Source organism: Stygiolobus sp. CP859M (assembly GCF_037389975.1).
Classification (GTDB): Archaea; Thermoproteota; Thermoprotei_A; order Sulfolobales; family Sulfolobaceae; genus Stygiolobus.
Genome location: NZ_JBBHKS010000019.1, coordinates 12,817 through 32,753 on the forward strand (window position 1 = coordinate 12,817; position 19,937 = coordinate 32,753).

9 protein-coding genes and 2 CRISPR repeat arrays are annotated in these 19,937 nt (G+C 44.4%); of the genes, 5 read left to right on the plus strand and 4 right to left on the minus strand.

Annotated features, from left to right (window positions below; all coding sequences use genetic code 11):
* Positions 1–196 precede the first annotated feature (196 nt).
* On the plus strand, positions 197–1,933 hold the full coding sequence (locus tag WIW72_RS08805; RefSeq protein WP_337721359.1) for a TM1802 family CRISPR-associated protein: 1,737 nt from the start codon (positions 197–199) through the stop codon (positions 1,931–1,933).
* 191 nt (positions 1,934–2,124) lie between these two features.
* Positions 2,125–5,810: direct repeats of the CRISPR family, unit length 30 nt; unit sequence GTTTCAAGTCCCCAAGGGAATGCTACAAAC.
* A gap of 340 nt (positions 5,811–6,150) precedes the next feature.
* Here WIW72_RS08805 and WIW72_RS08810 read toward each other — a convergent pair.
* The gene (locus tag WIW72_RS08810; protein ID WP_337721360.1) at positions 6,151–6,303 is read right to left on the minus strand and encodes a hypothetical protein; all 153 of its coding nucleotides are present in this window, start codon (positions 6,301–6,303) and stop codon (positions 6,151–6,153) included.
* A gap of 592 nt (positions 6,304–6,895) precedes the next feature.
* On the opposite strand from WIW72_RS08810, the gene cas2 reads away from it, so the two are divergent.
* On the plus strand, positions 6,896–7,153 hold the full coding sequence (gene cas2, locus WIW72_RS08815) for a CRISPR-associated endonuclease Cas2 (RefSeq protein ID WP_337699091.1): 258 nt from the start codon (positions 6,896–6,898) through the stop codon (positions 7,151–7,153).
* Between the two features lie 724 nt (positions 7,154–7,877).
* Here the strand turns inward: cas2 and cas1b are convergent.
* The 3 genes from cas1b to cas3 form a co-directional block, all read right to left on the minus strand.
* Positions 7,878–8,825: a type I-B CRISPR-associated endonuclease Cas1b gene (gene cas1b / locus WIW72_RS08820; RefSeq protein ID WP_337699089.1), complete on the minus strand. Its 948-nt coding sequence runs from the start codon at positions 8,823–8,825 to the stop codon at positions 7,878–7,880.
* 106 nt (positions 8,826–8,931) lie between these two features.
* Positions 8,932–9,480 carry a CRISPR-associated protein Cas4 gene (gene cas4 / locus WIW72_RS08825; protein WP_337721361.1) on the minus strand — a complete coding sequence of 183 codons (549 nt, stop codon included), beginning with the start codon at positions 9,478–9,480 and terminating at the stop codon, positions 8,932–8,934.
* Positions 9,481–10,345: 865 nt separating this feature from the next.
* Positions 10,346–12,607 carry a CRISPR-associated helicase Cas3' gene (gene cas3 / locus WIW72_RS08830; protein ID WP_337721362.1) on the minus strand — a complete coding sequence of 754 codons (2,262 nt, stop codon included), beginning with the start codon at positions 12,605–12,607 and terminating at the stop codon, positions 10,346–10,348.
* 1,050 nt (positions 12,608–13,657) lie between these two features.
* Positions 13,658–16,729: direct repeats of the CRISPR family, unit length 30 nt; unit sequence GTTTGTAGCATTCCCTTGGGGACTTGAAAC.
* A gap of 213 nt (positions 16,730–16,942) precedes the next feature.
* Between cas3 and cmr4 the strand changes: the two genes are divergently transcribed.
* Genes cmr4 through WIW72_RS08845 form a run of 3 tightly spaced genes read left to right on the plus strand, consistent with a single transcriptional unit; the run spans position 16,943 to position 19,936 of the window.
* Positions 16,943–17,881, plus strand: coding sequence for a type III-B CRISPR module RAMP protein Cmr4 (gene cmr4 / locus WIW72_RS08835; protein WP_337721363.1), 939 nt, complete (start codon positions 16,943–16,945; stop codon positions 17,879–17,881).
* Positions 17,878–18,414, plus strand: a complete 537-nt coding sequence (gene cmr5, locus WIW72_RS08840) for a type III-B CRISPR module-associated protein Cmr5 (RefSeq protein WP_337721364.1) — start codon at positions 17,878–17,880, stop codon at positions 18,412–18,414. Before cmr4 ends, cmr5 begins: the two co-directional genes overlap by 4 nt.
* Positions 18,407–19,936: a hypothetical protein gene (locus WIW72_RS08845; protein WP_337721365.1), complete on the plus strand. Its 1,530-nt coding sequence runs from the start codon at positions 18,407–18,409 to the stop codon at positions 19,934–19,936. Before cmr5 ends, WIW72_RS08845 begins: the two co-directional genes overlap by 8 nt.
* Position 19,937 lies beyond the last annotated feature (1 nt).

Sequence of the window (19,937 nt, forward strand, 5' to 3'; positions counted from 1 at the left end):
TTCCCCTTACTCCCCCCTTCGTTTGCTGAGACACCATCTCGCAAACAAAACGATCGTGCATTAAATCCACCTTACGTTATCGTCTACCACAACTCACCGATTATAGGCTTTGTAAACGAGCCTTGTGAAAGAGTGTAAGAGGGCACGACAGGTCGCATTAAAAATCTTTATTTATGTCCCCCGCTAAATCAAGATTATGTTTAACTCTATTTTAAGGATAGGAGAACTTTTGAACAAAGAAGGAGGGAGCGATTATAAATTACCTATAGAGAAAGTGAAATCGAAAGACGCTAAACTGTGTTTCGTAGTCTTCGACATCGGGAAGAAGAAAGTATACACGGACAAACAGAAACTGGTTGAGGGAGACGAAGAGAAATACGCTTACATAGGTAACGCTAAGGCTCAGAAACCCCAAGACAGACTCACTACCGATTCGCTAAAGTATATTATAGGGCGTGACGAAAACGGCGAGAGAGTATCAAACAACAAGTTCTCCCTAAAAGTAGTAGCGGATAAGCTGAAGGACAGTAAGACGGGCAAACTGCTAAAAGAAGTCTTAGAGTGGTATACACCAGAAACGGAAATAGAGGGACTGGACTGGGACTGCGACTTGTACACCGTGAGGGTGGTGACTAAGGAAGGGGAGACGATAGACTTAGCCACTTTAGAAGACTACCGACGCTCCTTAGTAGAAGCTAAGGGCGTCGTGAAAGGTAAGTGCCAGTTCTGCGGAACCGAAGGGGTTCTACCCAACCCCGACTACACCGGGGGGAGTTTACTGAAGGTCTTCATCACGGACAAAAAAGGCTTCCTCTCAGACTTCGGTGAAGTGTTGTACTCCCACTCGGTCTGTCCCTCTTGCAGGAACAAATTGGAGCTCGGCAGGAGCTACGTAGAGCAGAACCTGACAGCCAGAGTGGGTAAACTCAACGTGTACATAGTCCCGGACATCCCCGGGAAGGCCGAGAAGACGTTCTTGGACATGTTCAAAGCGAACAAAGAGGGGTACATCTTGGAAGGCCTCAGGGAGGTAGAGAGGGGGGAGAGAGAAGCGTTAGAAATAATGGAATTTGAAGGAGTAGAAGTGAGGCTGGACTTAGTCTTTGGACAAAAGGAACAAAACAAGTTCAGGCTGTGGAGGGTAATACCCGAAGTAGGAGTCCCCAGGTTAGTAGAGATCATGAAACTGGCGGGGAAGGGCAAAAGGTTAGTATCGGGTAACAACAAGATACCCTTGCAGGACATCTCTTTCCAAACACTTTACGGAGTCTTACCGGTAAGGGATTCCGGTAGAGGAATAGAACCTAAGGTCTTCTTGGACTTCCTCGAAGCTCTGCTACTGGGTAACAAACTAGACCAGAGCTATGTTTACGGGTCTTTCGTCTCCGTGGCGAAGTGTGTGAGGTACGGTACTTGTGAAAACAGTTTAACTAGATTCACGTTGGAGGACTTACCGTTATACCAAGAAATATTTATATATGTTATGAAGGAAATTGGGATTATGGGAGAGAAGACAGAACAACAGAAAGAAACGAACCTAGATACCCCGCTGGGCTATGCAGACAGCCTGGGACTAAAAGGTGGCCTTAAAGGGCTCTTCCTTTTAGGTGTCCTAACGGCGTATGTGGGTAAAGAACAGTACAACAAAGGAGACGAAAAGAAGGCGATACTAAATAGGATCGATTACGAAGGGATGGACATAGACGACGTGGTAGCATTTGCGAACAGGTTACACGAGTCACTGAGGGATTACAGACAGCTGAACTCTGTTACAGAGTCGTTGTTCGCCGAGGCGTTAGACTTGATAAAGAGAAACCCCAACGACTTGTGGGACACACAATCAAACGTCTTCCACATCTTGTTAGGCTACTCTTACCAGACAAAGATGTTCATTCAACACGCTAAAGGCGGTACTAAGGAGAGCAACGAATAACTCTCTCAAACACCTACCAAGTAATTTTTCTCCTCGTTTTAAACTACACGTATTAGGGTGCACCGAACTCCTCGTTTTTTTTTCCTTTCATTTACTTTTTCTTTTTTCTTGTCCCCTCTTTCCATCCTTCGCCCCTCTATCCCTCCTCATTGCCCTTACTTATTCCAATATCAACGCTTAGCTGAGGAAAAGTTTCAAGTCCCCAAGGGAATGCTACAAACTTAGATTTTCTTCATCTGCAGTTTATCTCATGATTCTTGTTTCAAGTCCCCAAGGGAATGCTACAAACAAAGATCGTTGTCGTGATAATTTACGAGTGATGGTCATGGCGTTTCAAGTCCCCAAGGGAATGCTACAAACATCACCGATTTGAGCCTAGAAACCATTATTACATTTAGTTTCAAGTCCCCAAGGGAATGCTACAAACAATACTTTTACGGTTTTCCACAAGTTAGTTAGCATGAGTTTCAAGTCCCCAAGGGAATGCTACAAACAGTACTTCTATCTCAGGGTAAAAGCCGTATTAAGTGTTTCAAGTCCCCAAGGGAATGCTACAAACAAAGGAAGAAAAGACTGAAGCAAAGAACGACAAAACGTTTCAAGTCCCCAAGGGAATGCTACAAACTAAGATTGGAAATATTGTTGGTCTATCCCCCTTCTAGTTTCAAGTCCCCAAGGGAATGCTACAAACGAACTCGATGAAAACATCAGAGAACTACTATCTTTAGGTTTCAAGTCCCCAAGGGAATGCTACAAACACAAACCCCCCCAATCCTATTTCTTTTTCTTTAGTCAAGAAGTTTCAAGTCCCCAAGGGAATGCTACAAACTTTTTTGCATCCCCCATGGCATATCAAATTATTTTTTGTTTCAAGTCCCCAAGGGAATGCTACAAACTTATCCCTCCCCCATAGCACACCAGATAGTCTTTTGTTTCAAGTCCCCAAGGGAATGCTACAAACTGTACGAATCGAAGACTCAGAAAGTTTAGTACGGAATGTTTCAAGTCCCCAAGGGAATACTACAAACGAGACGAAATCGCAGAACTCCCTTTAGTTGTCGAAAAAGTTTCAAGTCCCCAAGGGAATGCTACAAACACGAGGTGCACGGTGTCTCCGTTATTATCCCCCTCATAGTTTCAAGTCCCCAAGGGAATGCTACAAACTAGACCCTGGTGCGGTAATCAGGGTCTATCGTATTTAGTTTCAAGTCCCCAAGGGAATGCTACAAACAGCCACTTTGTCCCCCTGGGTTAAGGAGAGTGAGAAGCTGTTTCAAGTCCCCAAGGGAATGCTACAAACCGATATTAGGTTCTAGATTTTCAGAAGTATTTACAAAAACAGTTTCAAGTCCCCAAGGGAATGCTACAAACACTCTCACGATAAGGACAAGAGGGTTACAAGAGTGGTTTCAAGTCCCCAAGGGAATGCTACAAACCTTCCCAACACGTCAGACCTATATTTTCCCATTTAGTTTCAAGTCCCCAAGGGAATGCTACAAACTGTACTTGTCCCCCGGATTCAGGGGTGAATATCATGGGTTTCAAGTCCCCAAGGGAATGCTACAAACGGGGCACACTCCACCCCTTATACTCAAAAGTGACTACAGTTTCAAGTCCCCAAGGGAATGCTACAAACCTATTAGTTCTGAGTTATCGATGCCACATTTATACTGTTTCAAGTCCCCAAGGGAATGCTACAAACACAAACCCCTGGGGTTTCATCCCTCAGGGTCTACCGTATTTAGTTTCAAGTCCCCAAGGGAATGCTACAAACTTTTTGCATTTTTTGTGCAAAAAAAGAAAATTACAAGTTTCAAGTCCCCAAGGGAATGCTACAAACTTTTTTCAGAGTCACAGGAATTTTTTGTTGTTACCCTGTTTCAAGTCCCCAAGGGAATGCTACAAACTAAAAAGTTTCATTTTTGTTATCCTACTTCTCTTCATGTTTCAAGTCCCCAAGGGAATGCTACAAACAGTAGACCCTGGGGCTGTAATCAGGGTCTACCAGGTTTTGTTTCAAGTCCCCAAGGGAATGCTACAAACCTCTCCTAGGGGTACACTCCACCCCTTGTACTCGAAGACAACGTTTCAAGTCCCCAAGGGAATGCTACAAACTTTTTTTTTGACACTGAGCCGGAAAAGAAAAATAATGTTTCAAGTCCCCAAGGGAATGCTACAAACGGGACATACCCCCAGTCGTAGTGGGGGCAAGAAAAAACGGTTTCAAGTCCCCAAGGGAATGCTACAAACATAAAGAACAAGAATTTTTTATTGTTAGTTTAGAGTAGTTTCAAGTCCCCAAGGGAATGCTACAAACCCTTCTCCTTTTAGTCCTTAGCCCTATTCTTATTTGTTTCAAGTCCCCAAGGGAATGCTACAAACAACCATAAACGCTTTGCAAAACGAATGCATTCGTGAAAAAGTTTCAAGTCCCCAAGGGAATGCTACAAACTAAAGATTTGAAGTCAATCCTGCCAAGCGCACCCTCGGTTTCAAGTCCCCAAGGGAATGCTACAAACGATGAACTACAACTATTAAACAACGCTTTAAAGAACGAGTTTCAAGTCCCCAAGGGAATGCTACAAACGGATATACAAAGCATTTAGAAGAACTAGATTTTGATTATGGTTTCAAGTCCCCAAGGGAATGCTACAAACTAAGCCCCAACCTTACCCAACTACGTCTTCTCCTAGGTTTCAAGTCCCCAAGGGAATGCTACAAACAAAAATCTCCCCCAGTTGAACTCCACATTCATCACAAAAGTTTCAAGTCCCCAAGGGAATGCTACAAACTTTATCCCTCCCCCTTAGCTCATCAGGTTATATTCAGTTTCAAGTCCCCAAGGGAATGCTACAAACTGACAACGACCTGAAAAAACTAGGTGAGAACGATGAGGTTTCAAGTCCCCAAGGGAATGCTACAAACTTGAATTATTATTTTCAATTTGTATTATATTTACATGTTTCAAGTCCCCAAGGGAATGCTACAAACCTTTGTCGAGAGTATGGACACTGCTACTTATAGCAAAAGTTTCAAGTCCCCAAGGGAATGCTACAAACGTCGTTTGACCTGGACGAATATTACAAAAACAACGTGTTTCAAGTCCCCAAGGGAATGCTACAAACCACCTGTTCCCACTGATAGTGGGAACAGGAGTTTAGGGTTTCAAGTCCCCAAGGGAATGCTACAAACCATTTCTCTTTCCCTCGTCTTATCCTCCGAGAGAGAAATAGTTTCAAGTCCCCAAGGGAATGCTACAAACTATATCCGCATTACCGTTTCTCCCTTGCTGATTTGTAGTTTCAAGTCCCCAAGGGAATGCTACAAACGAGGTGAAAGGTATGAAGAAGTACACGAAAAAACAAATTGCGTTTCAAGTCCCCAAGGGAATGCTACAAACGCTAAGACTATGCTTAATTTTTTGCGTTTTTTGTGCAAGTTTCAAGTCCCCAAGGGAATGCTACAAACCGTCCTTTAGCCTTTTAATATTATTATTATGTATAATAGCGTTTCAAGTCCCCAAGGGAATGCTACAAACTCAAACGGTAATTCCCTAGCCAAGACACTTTTTATATCAGTTTCAAGTCCCCAAGGGAATGCTACAAACTAAAATCATTAGAATTAGTTTCAATTGTTGAATTATGTTTCAAGTCCCCAAGGGAATGCTACAAACGATGTAGGAGAAGTGATTATAAAAGGTGGATGCAAACACTTGTTTCAAGTCCCCAAGGGAATGCTACAAACGATGCTGTATCAGCTATTTACCCTTCTTCTTCTATCGTTTCAAGTCCCCAAGGGAATGCTACAAACATGCCTCTGGTCTGCATAAGCTCATCTTCAATATATTGTTTCAAGTCCCCAAGGGAATGCTACAAACCCTCCTCACTATTATCTTATTTTAGGCGTTTTTATACTTTGTGTTTTTCGGCAGTGATTTCTCACCTTGGCTATCCCTTTCACTGCCGAGGCAATTTTTCGCTAATTTTAATATGTTTTAGCAGTAATATTTTCTTTCTCCCTTTCACTGCCGATTTCACTTCCTGCCCAATAAAATGAATAAAAATATATAGAATCAGAAAAACCAAAAGATGTCTGTATACAACGGAACTTTTTCACTTATGCTTACTACAGTAATGACCCCAAGAAAAGCGGTAAGCCGAGACTATCTTACGGGCAAAGTTGCGCTTTAGGGCTAGAACGATGAACTTAGACGAGAGTTAGCAGGACATGTAGTGTAGTTTGTGTTTTGAAGGTAACAAATCTGGTGTTAACAGACCTAGTTCTACGTTGGATAAACCCTTAGGGAGATTGGTCGTGCTATAACGCTTATCTAGGGCTTTATTGTTTTCGAAAGCGGAAGAAGTGTGCATGTGCAATAACGCTCAGGCTATTGTTAAAGTTAGGTAAGAACTACATCGCGTCTTAGGTAGTACCTCCACTAATTTCCCTGGTTCACATGACGATAGGAAATGAGATGCCAGCAAGCTTAGTCATGTTTAACTGGGGCTTAACACGGCAAATGGGCGAGAAGCGGGTGTGAAACTAATGACGGAGAGTAATCAAGGTTCTGAGAACGAACCGAGTTTTTATATGAACGTTACTCTCAAATGTTTCCTTGACTTGAAAGACACACCATAACGTGAGTAATTTATGTAAAAGACTGTCTTTAGTTAAGTTTTCGTTTTGCTAACATGGAAAGAAGGGTCGCTCATCGACCCCTTTCGTCCAAGTTTTCACTGTAGGGATGGTCTCGGTAGTACCTTTACGTCTCCGTAGGGAGGTCGATGAGGTCTAAGTGTAAGATCCGAACATGATATGTATCCGCTTTTCCTTCCCTCCTTTCCTTTAACTTTGCTCTATCACCATATTATGTACTCAAATGCATATGGATTTCACTTGTGTCATTATCATAATAATTATTTAGTAAGAACTGAAAATTTATTTACGAGGGCGAGAATTAAGGTGTACGTCATCCTCGTTTATGATTTCGACGAGAAGAGGGTAAGCAAGGCACTAAACACGTGTAGAAAGTATCTCACTTGGATTCAGAGGTCGGTATTTGAAGGTGAAATCACTGAAGGGAAGCTATATATGTTGAAAAACGAGCTCAAAAAGATCATGAAGGACAAGGACTCGGTGATAATCTTTAAGTTAGATGGGAAGTTCGCCATAGATAAGGAGGTATTAGGAAAGGCACAAGAGGACACAAACATATTGTGAGTGTTAAGCGGTATATCACGCTGTAGGTCTTTTATGAAAGCACGACATGGAGGGACTTCACGAGGATTACCCGACTTAAGGGTCGTGCAGCATACAAGCCCTACTAAAATTGAAAGACGATTTTATGTCTTTCTTTTGCTAATAGAGAGCGTGCAGTCCCTACTCAACGATCTAAGGCGATTATAAGGCTTTATACTGGGCTGAGAGGTTTGTAGAGTACATAGCCCCTACTAGACTAATTCCGGGCTACGATGACCTGTGGTACGACGAAAGTGCTCGTAGAGTGCATAGTCCCTACTAGACACCGTTTATCCCTACACTTTCATTTCAATCATTTTATGTTCATTCATGGTCGAGTGTAGGGACTTAGCCCTCAACCACAGCTTACTGTAGGTGGGTCATGGGACTCCTTCGAGCCCAACGGCACGGGGCTCACATCTCTGCAATCACTCCCACACTTTTGCCCACATCGGTGTGAGAGATCATCATTTATCAGTGAAAATTCGTTATAAACAGACAAAAAGATCTCTGTTAACGTGAAAAAGGATTCAGCCCGTCGGTGAACGACTATCTCGTCGTTCTGACAAGTGAAGGCTTTAACCTGAAAGAGCCCTCTTTCAAACAAAAAAAGGGGATAACGAGCTTTTTAGGGAGAAAAACTCTTGTCGCCTAACTGTGTGTGTTTTTACCGGATTTCCTCTCGTACTAACCCACAAAATTTTGTTTACCTAGCGACATAAGGACGGTACTCCTCGTCACCTAATAAGTGTTTCTCTAGCTTATAACACTCCATTCTCAAAAGCCTTGTATAGGACGCCCTCTTCTTACCTACATTTACTTTGGTCTCCATCTTCTCGTCGAATTTTTTAACGAACTTCCTCAGGGCGTCATCGGTGAGCTTTAACCCGTTCACTTCGAAGTCCTTCTCCGTTATTTCCTTCCTCTTTATTAAAGCTATTACAAGCCTGTCCACTATTATGGGCTTGAAGACGTCGGCAATGTCCAAGTTAAGGGAGAACTTCCTCATGTTGGTAGTGTGTAAGTACCCGACTCTCGGGTCTAACTGTGTCTGGTATATAGCCCCTAACACCTCAGTGTAGAGCATCATATTTCCCAAGCTCATTAAGGAGTTAACCCAATTTTCCGGGGGCTTCTTACTCCTCTTCACGAAAGCCCCGCCCAATATTTTATCTAAACCCGTGTAGTACTCTTGTCTCGCTGAACCTTCAATACCCATCACCTCATTTACGGTCTTGGCGTTTTCGAGCTCCTTGACCTTCTCCTTAACAGAAGTACTGTCCACCCCGTTCTCCCTCAATACGAGGGACATGTTCTTTACTGAACCCTCTACAAACCTCTTAGCTATTGTTAATCTTTTCTCGCCGTCCAGATACGCTTCTACTTGTTTTACTAAGACGTGTCCTGATAAGTTACTGCTTTTGGGCACGAAGGAACCTATGTATCTTCTTCTTTTAGAGAAAAAGTGGATCAAGATCCCTTCTTTACTCAAAAATTGGAGGAACCTCTTATTTAGCTTGACTTCGCCGAAGACGTATAACGACTTTAACTGGTTTATGGGCACATATTTGGTGCCGTCCTTTGTGACCAGCGCTATAGTGTTGTTCTTCCTCTTCAGGGTACCACTGGTAGTTATGAAAACCCTTTTAGACACATCTACTCACTCTCGCCCTCAAGAAGAACTTGTGAAAAGTACAGAAACTTATCCAAGCAGCCTTGCCCTTCTTCTTGTTGGACTCCTTCTCAGTCGTGCCCCTCACCTACCCCGTCCAGCAAAAGTCCTTGTAAGCACACTTTTTACAGTACTTAATCCTCACCTTTTTAGGGGGGTTATCACTCGATACTATTTCCTTAACTCTCTCGACATCTTTAAGGACCTTTTCTTCGTCAACGACCTCCACCCTCTCCTCCACTCCCTCATCAGGGACCCTCACCACTCCTATAGCGTTCACCCCGGCATCTTTAAGTCTGTATAAATAATAGCTGAGCTGTGCCCTCGCGGACTCTAAGTGCTTAGACGAACACTTGACTTCGACAACCACGCCCGTATCCTTCTTGTAAATGTCCACTCTCATACCTTCCAAAATCAGAAAAGTGTCTTCAGTGTGTACTTTATGCACTGCCCTACCGTACTCTAGCCTCTCGTGGTCTTGATACGGGATTATGTGCCTGCTCATCAACCACACTTCCCGAGGACATATGTGTAAGTACCAGATCAGGGTGCCGGTTACGTAAACGTCTTCACCTATTTTATAGGGCGGGTTATTGTTATCGTCACCGCCTGGTTTATTACTACTACTTACAGCCATGTTTTCTAAAAATGTAACACTATTATCCAAATAAAAATTTTGTTATCTGCGGAGCTAAAGGCGTTAAGCTTGGTAGTGATAATAACTATTTCTTAGCATGTCTCGGACATTAGGAAATGAGAACTATGAGGTCACTACTAGATGTAGGAGTGTGATCATTAAGGGAGGTAAAATAAGGACTCTCACACGCTTTAGTTAACGACTGAGTCGTAAACAGTGTGATAACGTCTATATATAACGGTTAGTTACGAGAGTACATTGACGACTTTTTGTTTCGCTTCTTCTCTATCTCCTCTCAACGCCTTAATGAATAACGCTCAGGTGAAGTTCCATTACACGGTACCTTTTGGGCTAACACCACTTCATCACTTTTTCCGCCCTTGAGTTCACCTATGAAGGACGAACAAATAAGTTTAATCAGTTTCCGTAGTTACTACAAATGTTGATGAACTGAGTCGTTGAAAGTGACAAAATAACTTGACCTTTACATCACAGTGTAGCCGGTAAACCTTAACCACTCCTTTTCCAGTCCTGTTCACGATCTCGAAAATCTATTTTACAAAGTTAGGGGGTTGAGGGGACCGAAAGCCTCACCAGATTGATACCCCGTGTTTAAATACTTCTTTGCCAAAGTTTCTCGTAGTGACGCCAACGACGCTCCTTCCCGGTTTAATGGGACTTTAAGAGGATTAATCAGCATCTCTCTCAAGGGACTAGAGCTCAACAATGAAAGTCCCATCTTCAAGTGGGGGCTCTCTGAGCCACTCGACTGCCCACCAAATGTAGTCCCCAATCGATGGTGGGAACTGCGAACCCCTTGGAAGGGAACCTTCTAATGCAGGAAGAAAGTCTGACACTTACTGTATTACCAGACTATCGCACTTTCGTCTTTCTCCGACTTAAGGCCTTTCTCTTTGTCATAATAATTCTCTACTTCCTCTCTCCTGACTATATACCAACCGAGTTCGCTGTCCTGCTCTAAAGGCAATTTCTCCCACGTTTTCACTATATAGTTTTCAGCCTTAGCCATCAACGCCTTCACTAAAGCTCTTCTGGAGAAACCCTTAGACTTTAACGCATCCTTCAACCTCTCATACACCTCCTCCGCCTCTTTATCCAGCAACACGAACACGGTGTACTTAGGCTCCTCCTTTATCAACTGCAACTTTACCTTATCGAACTCCAATCCCGTGACTTTACCCAGCAGGTCAGACCTCAACCTTGAGTTCGAAGGCTTAAACTTTACCTTTAACACGTCGTAGTACTTCTTCAACACGTCCTCCACTTCAGCTTCCGTAAAAGACGATCTGTCCTCAAGGGCGTTCAGGGTGACCTCTTCAGTCAGCTTACCGTAAACTAAAGCGAAGTCCGTAGGTAACCCATCCCTTTTAACCCTCACCACCTTAAGCTTGCCCGACTCCCTGACCCAATTCCTGTTAACCCTCCCCGCCGCTTGAATTATGGAATCTATGGGGCCTAAATCCCTCATCGCCTCCGTGAAGTCCAAATCTACACCGGCCTCTACTAACTGTGTCGTGACTAATACTACACCGTTGCCTTTGCCCTTCTCTTTCATTATCTTCTTAACCCTCTCCAGCCTCTCTTTTGGTACCACACGTGTGGACAAGTAGTAAACTTTACTGCCCTTAGTGCACTCCTTTAACACGTCGAATCCCTTAAGGGAAGAGGCTATTGTATTATACTCCACCATTATATCGCTCTTGTCACATGCTAAATCCGCCATCTCCTCGGGAGACACAGTACTCCCCAGTTCCAGTTCCACCACGTATCTGTTGGGCTTCGTTTTCACGGGTGAAGAACCTTCCCAGAAGGGGTTAGTGGCAGTCATGAAGAGGACTTCAATGTTCAGACGTTTCACAGCCTCTTCCAGAGCCTCCTTCACGACGTATAACTCCTCTATACCCATAGCTTGTATTTCGTCGAGTATAAGTGAAGAATTAGCCAAGTTGTGTAACCTCTTCAGGTAGGAGTTCTCCGACGACAAAATAGTATTGACAAGGGCTTCAAAAGTGGTCACCACGAACGGGGAGTCCCAGCTCTCTGCGACCATCAACTTCCTCTCCATGTCCGCGTACTCGTCACCCAAGTCCGTTTGCTTGTTACCTTTGTTATCGAGGAAGTACGATAGGTGGTGGTACTTCAACACGGAGTCACCGTAAACCCTCTGTAACACGTCGTAGGCTTGTTCTATTATACTTATAAAAGGTAGGGAGTACACTACCCTCCTCTTAGACCTCTTTAACGCTAAGATGCTACCGGAAATTGTCTTTCCGCTCCCCGTAGGGGCGTTGAGGAAAGAGATGGGGTCTTTCAGCTGAGTGTTCACCGCGTAACTAAAGAGTTCATCCCTCATAGGTTGTACTCTACCCGACCTCGGTAAGGACTCAGCATACTTAATAAGTAAAGACGGGTCCAGAGAGGGTGAGCTAACGTACTGAGTCTCCGAGGCACTGTGCTTGTCCGCATCGATTAGTGAAGAGAAAAGTAAGAGCCCGTCGAAGTACCAGTCCCAGAAGTACTTCTGTTCGTTTACCAGCTCGGAGAGATACTTCCTGACCGTGTAAACGGACTTCCTTGCCTCCTTCAATAGGGAGATGGACGGCTTTACTTGCAGGTCTAAAAAGTCCAGCTCGGACTTAATGTAGTCCCACTTTTTCTCCAGTTCTCTCAATTGATCCGATAAGCACGAGTTACCGGACTCGACTTCCTCAGCTTTCTTGTTCAAGAGATCGCTCAGGGTCGTCAGCCCCTTCAGTTCCCCGTGGTGGGATAGTACCGCCAGCATGGTGAGGAGGGGGTAAACGTTATTTTTCACTTCGTCGGTACCGCTTAGGTACCTCTTGCTCTCGCCGTATGCTATCAGGGAAGAAACTAAGGCGTGGTCAGAACAGGATAACCTCTTCCCGGTCCTCAAGTGTTCTTGGAAGCTGTGGGTGAATTTACCAACGTCATGCAGGGCACCGGCCGTGAAGGCGAATGACTTCAGGTCGGACCTCCCGGCTCCCATTATGTTTCGGGAAGAAAACTCTCCTACCTCTTTTAAGTGGTCTTTAAGGAGTTTATCCGGGTGCGAACAGTAGTTTTTTGGGTCGTCTACACAAAGCATATTATATGTTTAAGCGGTAAAGCCTCTTATACTTTTCTTCGTGACGCGTCGTATAAAGCGATTGGTAGTTACTGTCGGTTCTCTACGAAAAATACCTTAAGGAGAGATTGTCGGTACGCACACTTCCCTCTGTTGCTGATGCGTTAGGGATCAATAAAAACCTTAAGGAGAGATTGTCGGTAACCTCATTGGACTTAAGAACGAGTTTACGGCTTCTGTTATGTTAACTTGGCAATGTGGAAGGGGCACCCAATGTTCTCATCAGGGTTTTGTAGAAATGTTGAAAAGACCCTAAGGGGTCGTGACCTATAGCTTAGGATGAGGTGAAAATTGGTAATAGGGAAGAAAAATAATAATAATAATGATAAAAGCCTCGGTAAACACCGATGTGCACACGTCATTACTTAACCACTCCTTTATCGTAGCCTGCTACACAAAAACAATGCCAATGGCAGGAGATCCTACGGAAGGGATGGATAGCCACACGTTTAAATAATCCTCTTTACAATTATCCTTAGTAACGCTGACGAAAGCTACTTTTAACCTACGCCCTTAAAACACGTGTGTTTATAACTCCCCTTAGTAGTGCTGACAGTAATGCTGATGACTCCCTGAACTTTGTGGGGTCATGGGAGGGCTCCTATCGCTCCTTTTTCCCCAGAGGGACTAATAATTCGGATAAATGTCCCTAAAGGGACCGCTGGATACCCCGGTTGCCCACCTGATGTAAACCCGAATCGGTGGCGGGAATGGGGTGGAGGACATTTAGCATTCCACGGCATGGAGGAGTTAGAGTTGACCCGATATCCCGCACTTTTAAACGTTACTTCACCAAAAACGCTCGGTTTTTTCTAATTCTATATATTTTTATTCATTTTATTGGGCAGGAAGTGAAATCGGCAGTGAAAGGGAGAAAGAAAATATTACTGCTAAAACATATTAAAATTAGCGTAAAATTGCCTCGGCAGTGAAAGGGATAGCCAAGGTGAGAAATCACTGCCGAAAAACACAAAGTATAAAAACGCCTAAAATAAGATAATAGTGAGGAGGGTTTGTAGCATTCCCTTGGGGACTTGAAACCCCCCCTCTTCAATGTGGAAGACGTGATCTCTGATCACGTTTGTAGCATTCCCTTGGGGACTTGAAACAATACCCCCAAAACAATAGTATAAGTGAACAAAGATGGGTTTGTAGCATTCCCTTGGGGACTTGAAACGATAATAACTTTTTCTAGGACAGTGAGAGCTTCTCTCAGGTTTGTAGCATTCCCTTGGGGACTTGAAACGCGTCACTGTCCCCCTGGGCTAGGGACAGTGAGAGACTGTTTGTAGCATTCCCTTGGGGACTTGAAACCTTTGCAAATTACAGTGTATTTTCCAAAAAGGATACATGAGTTTGTAGCATTCCCTTGGGGACTTGAAACCCCTCTAATATGAATTCAACTCTACTAGCCTCTAAAGTTTGTAGCATTCCCTTGGGGACTTGAAACCTGTGAAGAGTGTGGAGTCCAGTTGGGGGAAATTTTTTGTTTGTAGCATTCCCTTGGGGACTTGAAACTTCATGGGAGGAAGTGGGGTCTTCCTGTTGGGAAGAGGTTGTTTGTAGCATTCCCTTGGGGACTTGAAACCTTCTCTTCTTCTTCTAGTTCTATTTTCTAGTTCTATGTTTGTAGCATTCCCTTGGGGACTTGAAACGGTCAAGGGTACACTCCATGGGGGGCGGTGGCGTTAGTTTGTAGCATTCCCTTGGGGACTTGAAACGGTCAAGGGTACACTCCATGGGGGGCGGTGGCGTTAGCGGTTTGTAGCATTCCCTTGGGGACTTGAAACCACCAGGGTCTACTGGGACACTACGAATTTTCTGTTTCGTTTGTAGCATTCCCTTGGGGACTTGAAACAAAAAATGACTTGATGGGCTATGGGGGAGGGGTAAAAGGTTTGTAGCATTCCCTTGGGGACTTGAAACACTGTTTCGTTGAACGATGCGGAACCAGCCAACAGAGTTTGTAGCATTCCCTTGGGGACTTGAAACATATCGTTCTGTTGAGCTATTTGCGAGGCTTGCTGGTTTGTAGCATTCCCTTGGGGACTTGAAACTTTGAGATTCTCTGCACTCTATGTTGAATGCAAAAGTGTTTGTAGCATTCCCTTGGGGACTTGAAACTTTCCTGTTATTAGTTGAAACTGGCTTAAGGACAGGGGAGTTTGTAGCATTCCCTTGGGGACTTGAAACTCATTCATGAAAGGAATTATTTTTTTTAAAAAACCCCGTTTGTAGCATTCCCTTGGGGACTTGAAACAACACATCGATTTTGCAATAGATAACATTAATACGGGTTTGTAGCATTCCCTTGGGGACTTGAAACCATGAAATTAACGAGTTGATAAGTGCAATGGAAGAGTTGTTTGTAGCATTCCCTTGGGGACTTGAAACCTTTACTAATTCTTCTCTTCCCTTAAGCCGGTATATCCGTTTGTAGCATTCCCTTGGGGACTTGAAACGATGACCAATTAAAATTAGCGCAAGCGTTGGAGTCAGTGTTTGTAGCATTCCCTTGGGGACTTGAAACGAGAAGACTTCGTTTCCAGGTACGAAAAAGCTGTACGTTTGTAGCATTCCCTTGGGGACTTGAAACAGGATAGGCAGGAAACATATTCCATTCTATGCTGCTTTGTTTGTAGCATTCCCTTGGGGACTTGAAACCTAGAAATAACAAACCGAGACGTGCCGTATCAATAAGTTTGTAGCATTCCCTTGGGGACTTGAAACTATACCTCTTCCTCAATAGTTAAATTGGGGATTCGTAGTTTGTAGCATTCCCTTGGGGACTTGAAACATTTGAACCTCTCACACCTATCCCTCTTCTCTCCCTCAGTTTGTAGCATTCCCTTGGGGACTTGAAACCTTTAAGTCTCAAGAAGAGGAGAAAGAAGGGAAGGAAGTTTGTAGCATTCCCTTGGGGACTTGAAACCACTGACAAAAGAGAACCCTATGGGCCTCGACCCCATGTTTGTAGCATTCCCTTGGGGACTTGAAACTGAGAAGGCAAAGAAACAAATATGTAGAAGTAAGAATTGTTTGTAGCATTCCCTTGGGGACTTGAAACATGTAGGTGATAAAATCGACCTGGACTTATCCTCATGGGGTTTGTAGCATTCCCTTGGGGACTTGAAACTCATAGTCTTTCATTCCTATCTACACTTTCATTTATAGTTTGTAGCATTCCCTTGGGGACTTGAAACTCAAGAACGGATTTAAACCCCGAGACCACCGCAGAACGTTTGTAGCATTCCCTTGGGGACTTGAAACTAAATTTGTGATATCATAATTTATGTTGAGAGACTATGTCCGTTTGTAGCATTCCCTTGGGGACTTGAAACTTATTGAGAGGTAACTGTATAATCAATTCTATATACGTTTGTAGCATTCCCTTGGGGACTTGAAACCAAAACCCAAGAGCGTTTGGAGATTCCGGAATTGTAAGGGTTTGTAGCATTCCCTTGGGGACTTGAAACTTAAGAACAACTTATCGAATACTTCAGAGATAGGAGCCGTTTGTAGCATTCCCTTGGGGACTTGAAACATTGATAAAATTGCAGAGAAGAAGAAAGCTCTCAAAACGTTTGTAGCATTCCCTTGGGGACTTGAAACGGATGTCTAGCATCTCCTGATAAATTGGGTTAAATGTTTCGTTTGTAGCATTCCCTTGGGGACTTGAAACCCGAACGCCGAATAAATAAGGTTGTTAATGTCGTTTAGTTTGTAGCATTCCCTTGGGGACTTGAAACCCGAACGCCGAATAAATAAGGTTGTTAATGTCGTTTAGTTTGTAGCATTCCCTTGGGGACTTGAAACCTGGGTCTAGGTATGGTTCGTATTGTAGCAAAAACAGTTTGTAGCATTCCCTTGGGGACTTGAAACTACTGTTAATCGGTGACGTTGATGTAGTGGTGGTCGTTGTTTGTAGCATTCCCTTGGGGACTTGAAACCGCACCTCCACTCCTCGAACAAATGTTGATGTACGGTTTGTAGCATTCCCCTGGGGACTTGAAACGCAGAGTCCTGGGTAGTTCTGATGAAGGAGTTGAGAATGTTTGTAGCATTCCCTTGGGGACTTGAAAACCTAGCTCTCTACGTCGACAAATTACAAACGCGGATAAGTTATGTAACAGAACTTAATGCGGGGAAGTCCAAAGCCTATACTTCAACCCTTTAAGACTTTGTTTCTGATACACCTATTTCGGGATTCCCTTAACTTTTCCCCTTGGTCTCCATGCTAAGACGTCTGAAAAACGTCTCGAATTATTTATTAAAGTGTTTTTACGATCTAATATCATGCTGTCGTCTGATGTTAGGACCTTAATGGTCTACGCGGTAACCCCACTCCACGTGGGGTCAGGTAGGTCTGGCGGAGTGGTAGATTTGCCCGTTCAAAGGGATCCGTTCGGTTACCCAGTGGTATATGCCTCTTCTTTTAAGGGAGCACTTAAGTCCTTTTGCGGTGAGGCATACGACCTACCTCTCAAGGACGGTAGGCTAGACTGTGAAAAGGCTAAGGTCTGTTGTTGCCTCTTCGGCCCGGAAAGGGGAGACGAGACCGGTAGCGGTGTAGTTACCGTTACGGACTTAATACCGCTCTTCGTTCCGGTACCGAGCATGGACAAGGGCTACGTCTACGTCACGTCTAAGTATTTGCTCAGCAGGGCTTTGGACTTTTTGGAGCTGGGAGGCGACGCTGAGCTAAAGAATGAATTAACGGAGCTCTTGAACGGTGTGCAGAAGAACTCCAAGGGAACTGTAAAAGTAGACGTAGCTGGTGTTAATAGACCTATTTGCGAGGTAGAGGTTAAGCTTTTCAACGGGCTGGGTGTGTTGGCGGATAAGTTAAAAGAAGGGGTAGTAGTGTTAGATGACGAAGAGGGATCGGAGATACTGGAGAGGGCTTACGTCAGGGTGACTAGGAACAGTATCGACCTGACGACGAAAACAGTTAAGGAAGGGGCTTTGTGGACGGAGGAGTACCTGCCCCAAGGTACAATATTGATGGGAGCTCTAATACCTTCCGTGCCTAAGGACAACAAGTACTGTGCGGAAGGGAGTAATAATAACGTTTGCGACGGTGCGTGTTTCGAAAGGAAGCTAAGCGAGTTCTTGAGTAAGGTAAGCGAAGGTAAGGGAGACGGGGTAAAGACCTTTTTCATAAACTTAGGAGGGAAGGAGACAGTAGGGAAGGGGATAATTAAGGTAGTCGTTAATGGGGGCGTTAAGAGGTGAAGGCGTCAGAACAAGCGATAGAGTTGGGGAAGAAGTTGGTTAACCTTAAGGAGGAGTGCAAGCAGGACATCGACGGTTACGTTAGGAGGGCTGTGGATTTCCCTTCGCTAATGCTGAGTAGTGGACTGGTCTCGGCTTTGACCTTCTACCTATCTAAGAGCAATGTTAACGAAGTGAAGAAATATTATCAGTACTGGAGCAGGAGTGACGAGGTACACAGAGAGCTATGTAACGACGTAGGTAAAGGGAGTAGTAAGGGTTACTCTGCTTATACCGCGTCTCTGTTATACGTTCTAAAGAACTCTGGTGTAGAAGCCTGCGGGATGTTGGAAGATAGCAGGGAAAAGAAGGACACTAAAGAGGAGGGGAACAACACCAAAAATGCGAAGGATAGTTTGGCAAACGCCATTCTGATGTGTCTGGAGGCTGTAGAGAATGACGAGATAAAGGTGGAGAAGAGGGTGGTGGACACTCTGGTCAGGTTAAAGGAGATATCCGAGATGCTATCGTCGGAGGGGGAGAGTAGTGAGTGAAGGACAGACGGGAGGTAACTACTCGGAATTGATAAAGATAGCTAAAGGATTGGCTGATTCAGAGGTAGTCTTTAGGGGGACTTTTGTAAACTCCACTCCGTGGTGGGGCGGGAATTATGAGGGGAACGTACTGGAGTTAGAAGGGGAACAAAACCCCAGCTATGCTTATGTCACAATGCCCGAGGCAAAGTCGATCACGGGTAAGACGGTTTGGTTCATGAGGACTGTGAGGGGCGATGGCTTCTTAAAGGAGATGGGCATATCAGACGACGAAAGGAATAGGCAAAGGTCGAAAGTGAGCGTTATAGTAAGGGGGCAACCCGTAAGGGTCGACTTAGACAGCGGGAAAGCTGACGGTAAGGATGTTCTGTACCTCAAAAAGAAGGACTTAAAGACACTCGATGAAGCTGTAGAAAGTAAGGGAGGAAAAGTCTATAAGCTGTGTACGGAAAACGAGATGAAGGAGATAGAGGAGTTTCTGTCCGTATTTTGTATACCGAGGGTGTTCTTGAGGGTTGGGGACACATTATCAAAAGCCTATAAGAGTAGTGGGGGGTTTGATTCACGTTATCCCAAATTCCTCGAAGTCATGTCAAAATTACCGGTGAAACCCAACACAGTATCTTTTGAGGTTGAAGTAAGGGCGGAACGTGGTTCAGAAAGTTTGGCTATGGAATTCACTAAAGGGCTCCTATTCACCATGTATTACTTGGGCGTAGGTAACGGGGCTAACCGAGGTTTTGGTAGGTTCAAGTTGATCAAGGTTGACAAGGCGAGGGAAGGGATAACCACAGACCCTAGAAAGGTGTTAGAATCCTTCATCCCTTTTAAAAGAGACGACAGTTTCCCAAGCTATAAGGGTAAGTTAGAGTTAGTGAGGATGAAAGGAGGAGTGGAAAAAGTGTTGAAGTGTGTCGGGGAGGCTACTACAAAGGTAAAGTGGAAGACACAACCTAGGAGTTGTGGGAAGGACTTAGACACGTGGGTTTTGGGGTTACCGAGGAAAGGTAAGGACAGTATAAAGGGTTGTAATAGTGTAGACACCAAGGAAGCGAAACAGATAGCAGGAGACATGTTTAATGAGTTTGCTACCGTAAAAGGTAATCAGGTTAACGTAGAGTCGGGATACTCATTCTTCATCGGGAAGCGCGAAGTGAGCAGGAGGCAGTCTTACGTGGTGTTAAGCGTGAACGAGGAGGGAGGGGAGCACGTTGTCTACGCCTTAAAATTCATACCGGATAAACCCGACACAGAGGTAGTGACTAAAGGGTTCTTTGTAGGTCTTCACGGTCATCAGTCGGCAAATAACTGTAAGATAGAAGTGAAAGACGTACTCAGCAAGGTCAACGCCGTGGTGCTTAACAAACTGATAGACGACGCTATAGATAGGGTGAAAGACTACTTGGTAAAATGCCGTTCTCAAGGAGGGAGTAGTCAAGGGAGAGGAACCGGAAGGGGGCAAGGGTCCGGCGGGTACCATAGAGGTCCCTATCATTACCGTGAGGGGAGGCGAGGGCGTTGAA

Bases quoted from the DNA above. Each gene is read 5' to 3' on its own strand.
- cas3 (WP_337721362.1), bottom strand. From the start codon at position 12,607: ATGCTTTGTGTAGACGACCCAAAAAACTACTGTTCGCACCCGGATAAA.
- WIW72_RS08810 (WP_337721360.1), bottom strand. From the start codon at position 6,303: ATGCACACTTCTTCCGCTTTCGAAAACAATAAAGCCCTAGATAAGCGT.
- WIW72_RS08805 (WP_337721359.1), top strand. From the start codon at position 197: ATGTTTAACTCTATTTTAAGGATAGGAGAACTTTTGAACAAAGAAGGA.
- cas4 (WP_337721361.1), bottom strand. From the start codon at position 9,480: ATGGCTGTAAGTAGTAGTAATAAACCAGGCGGTGACGATAACAATAAC.
- cmr4 (WP_337721363.1), top strand. From the start codon at position 16,943: ATGCTGTCGTCTGATGTTAGGACCTTAATGGTCTACGCGGTAACCCCA.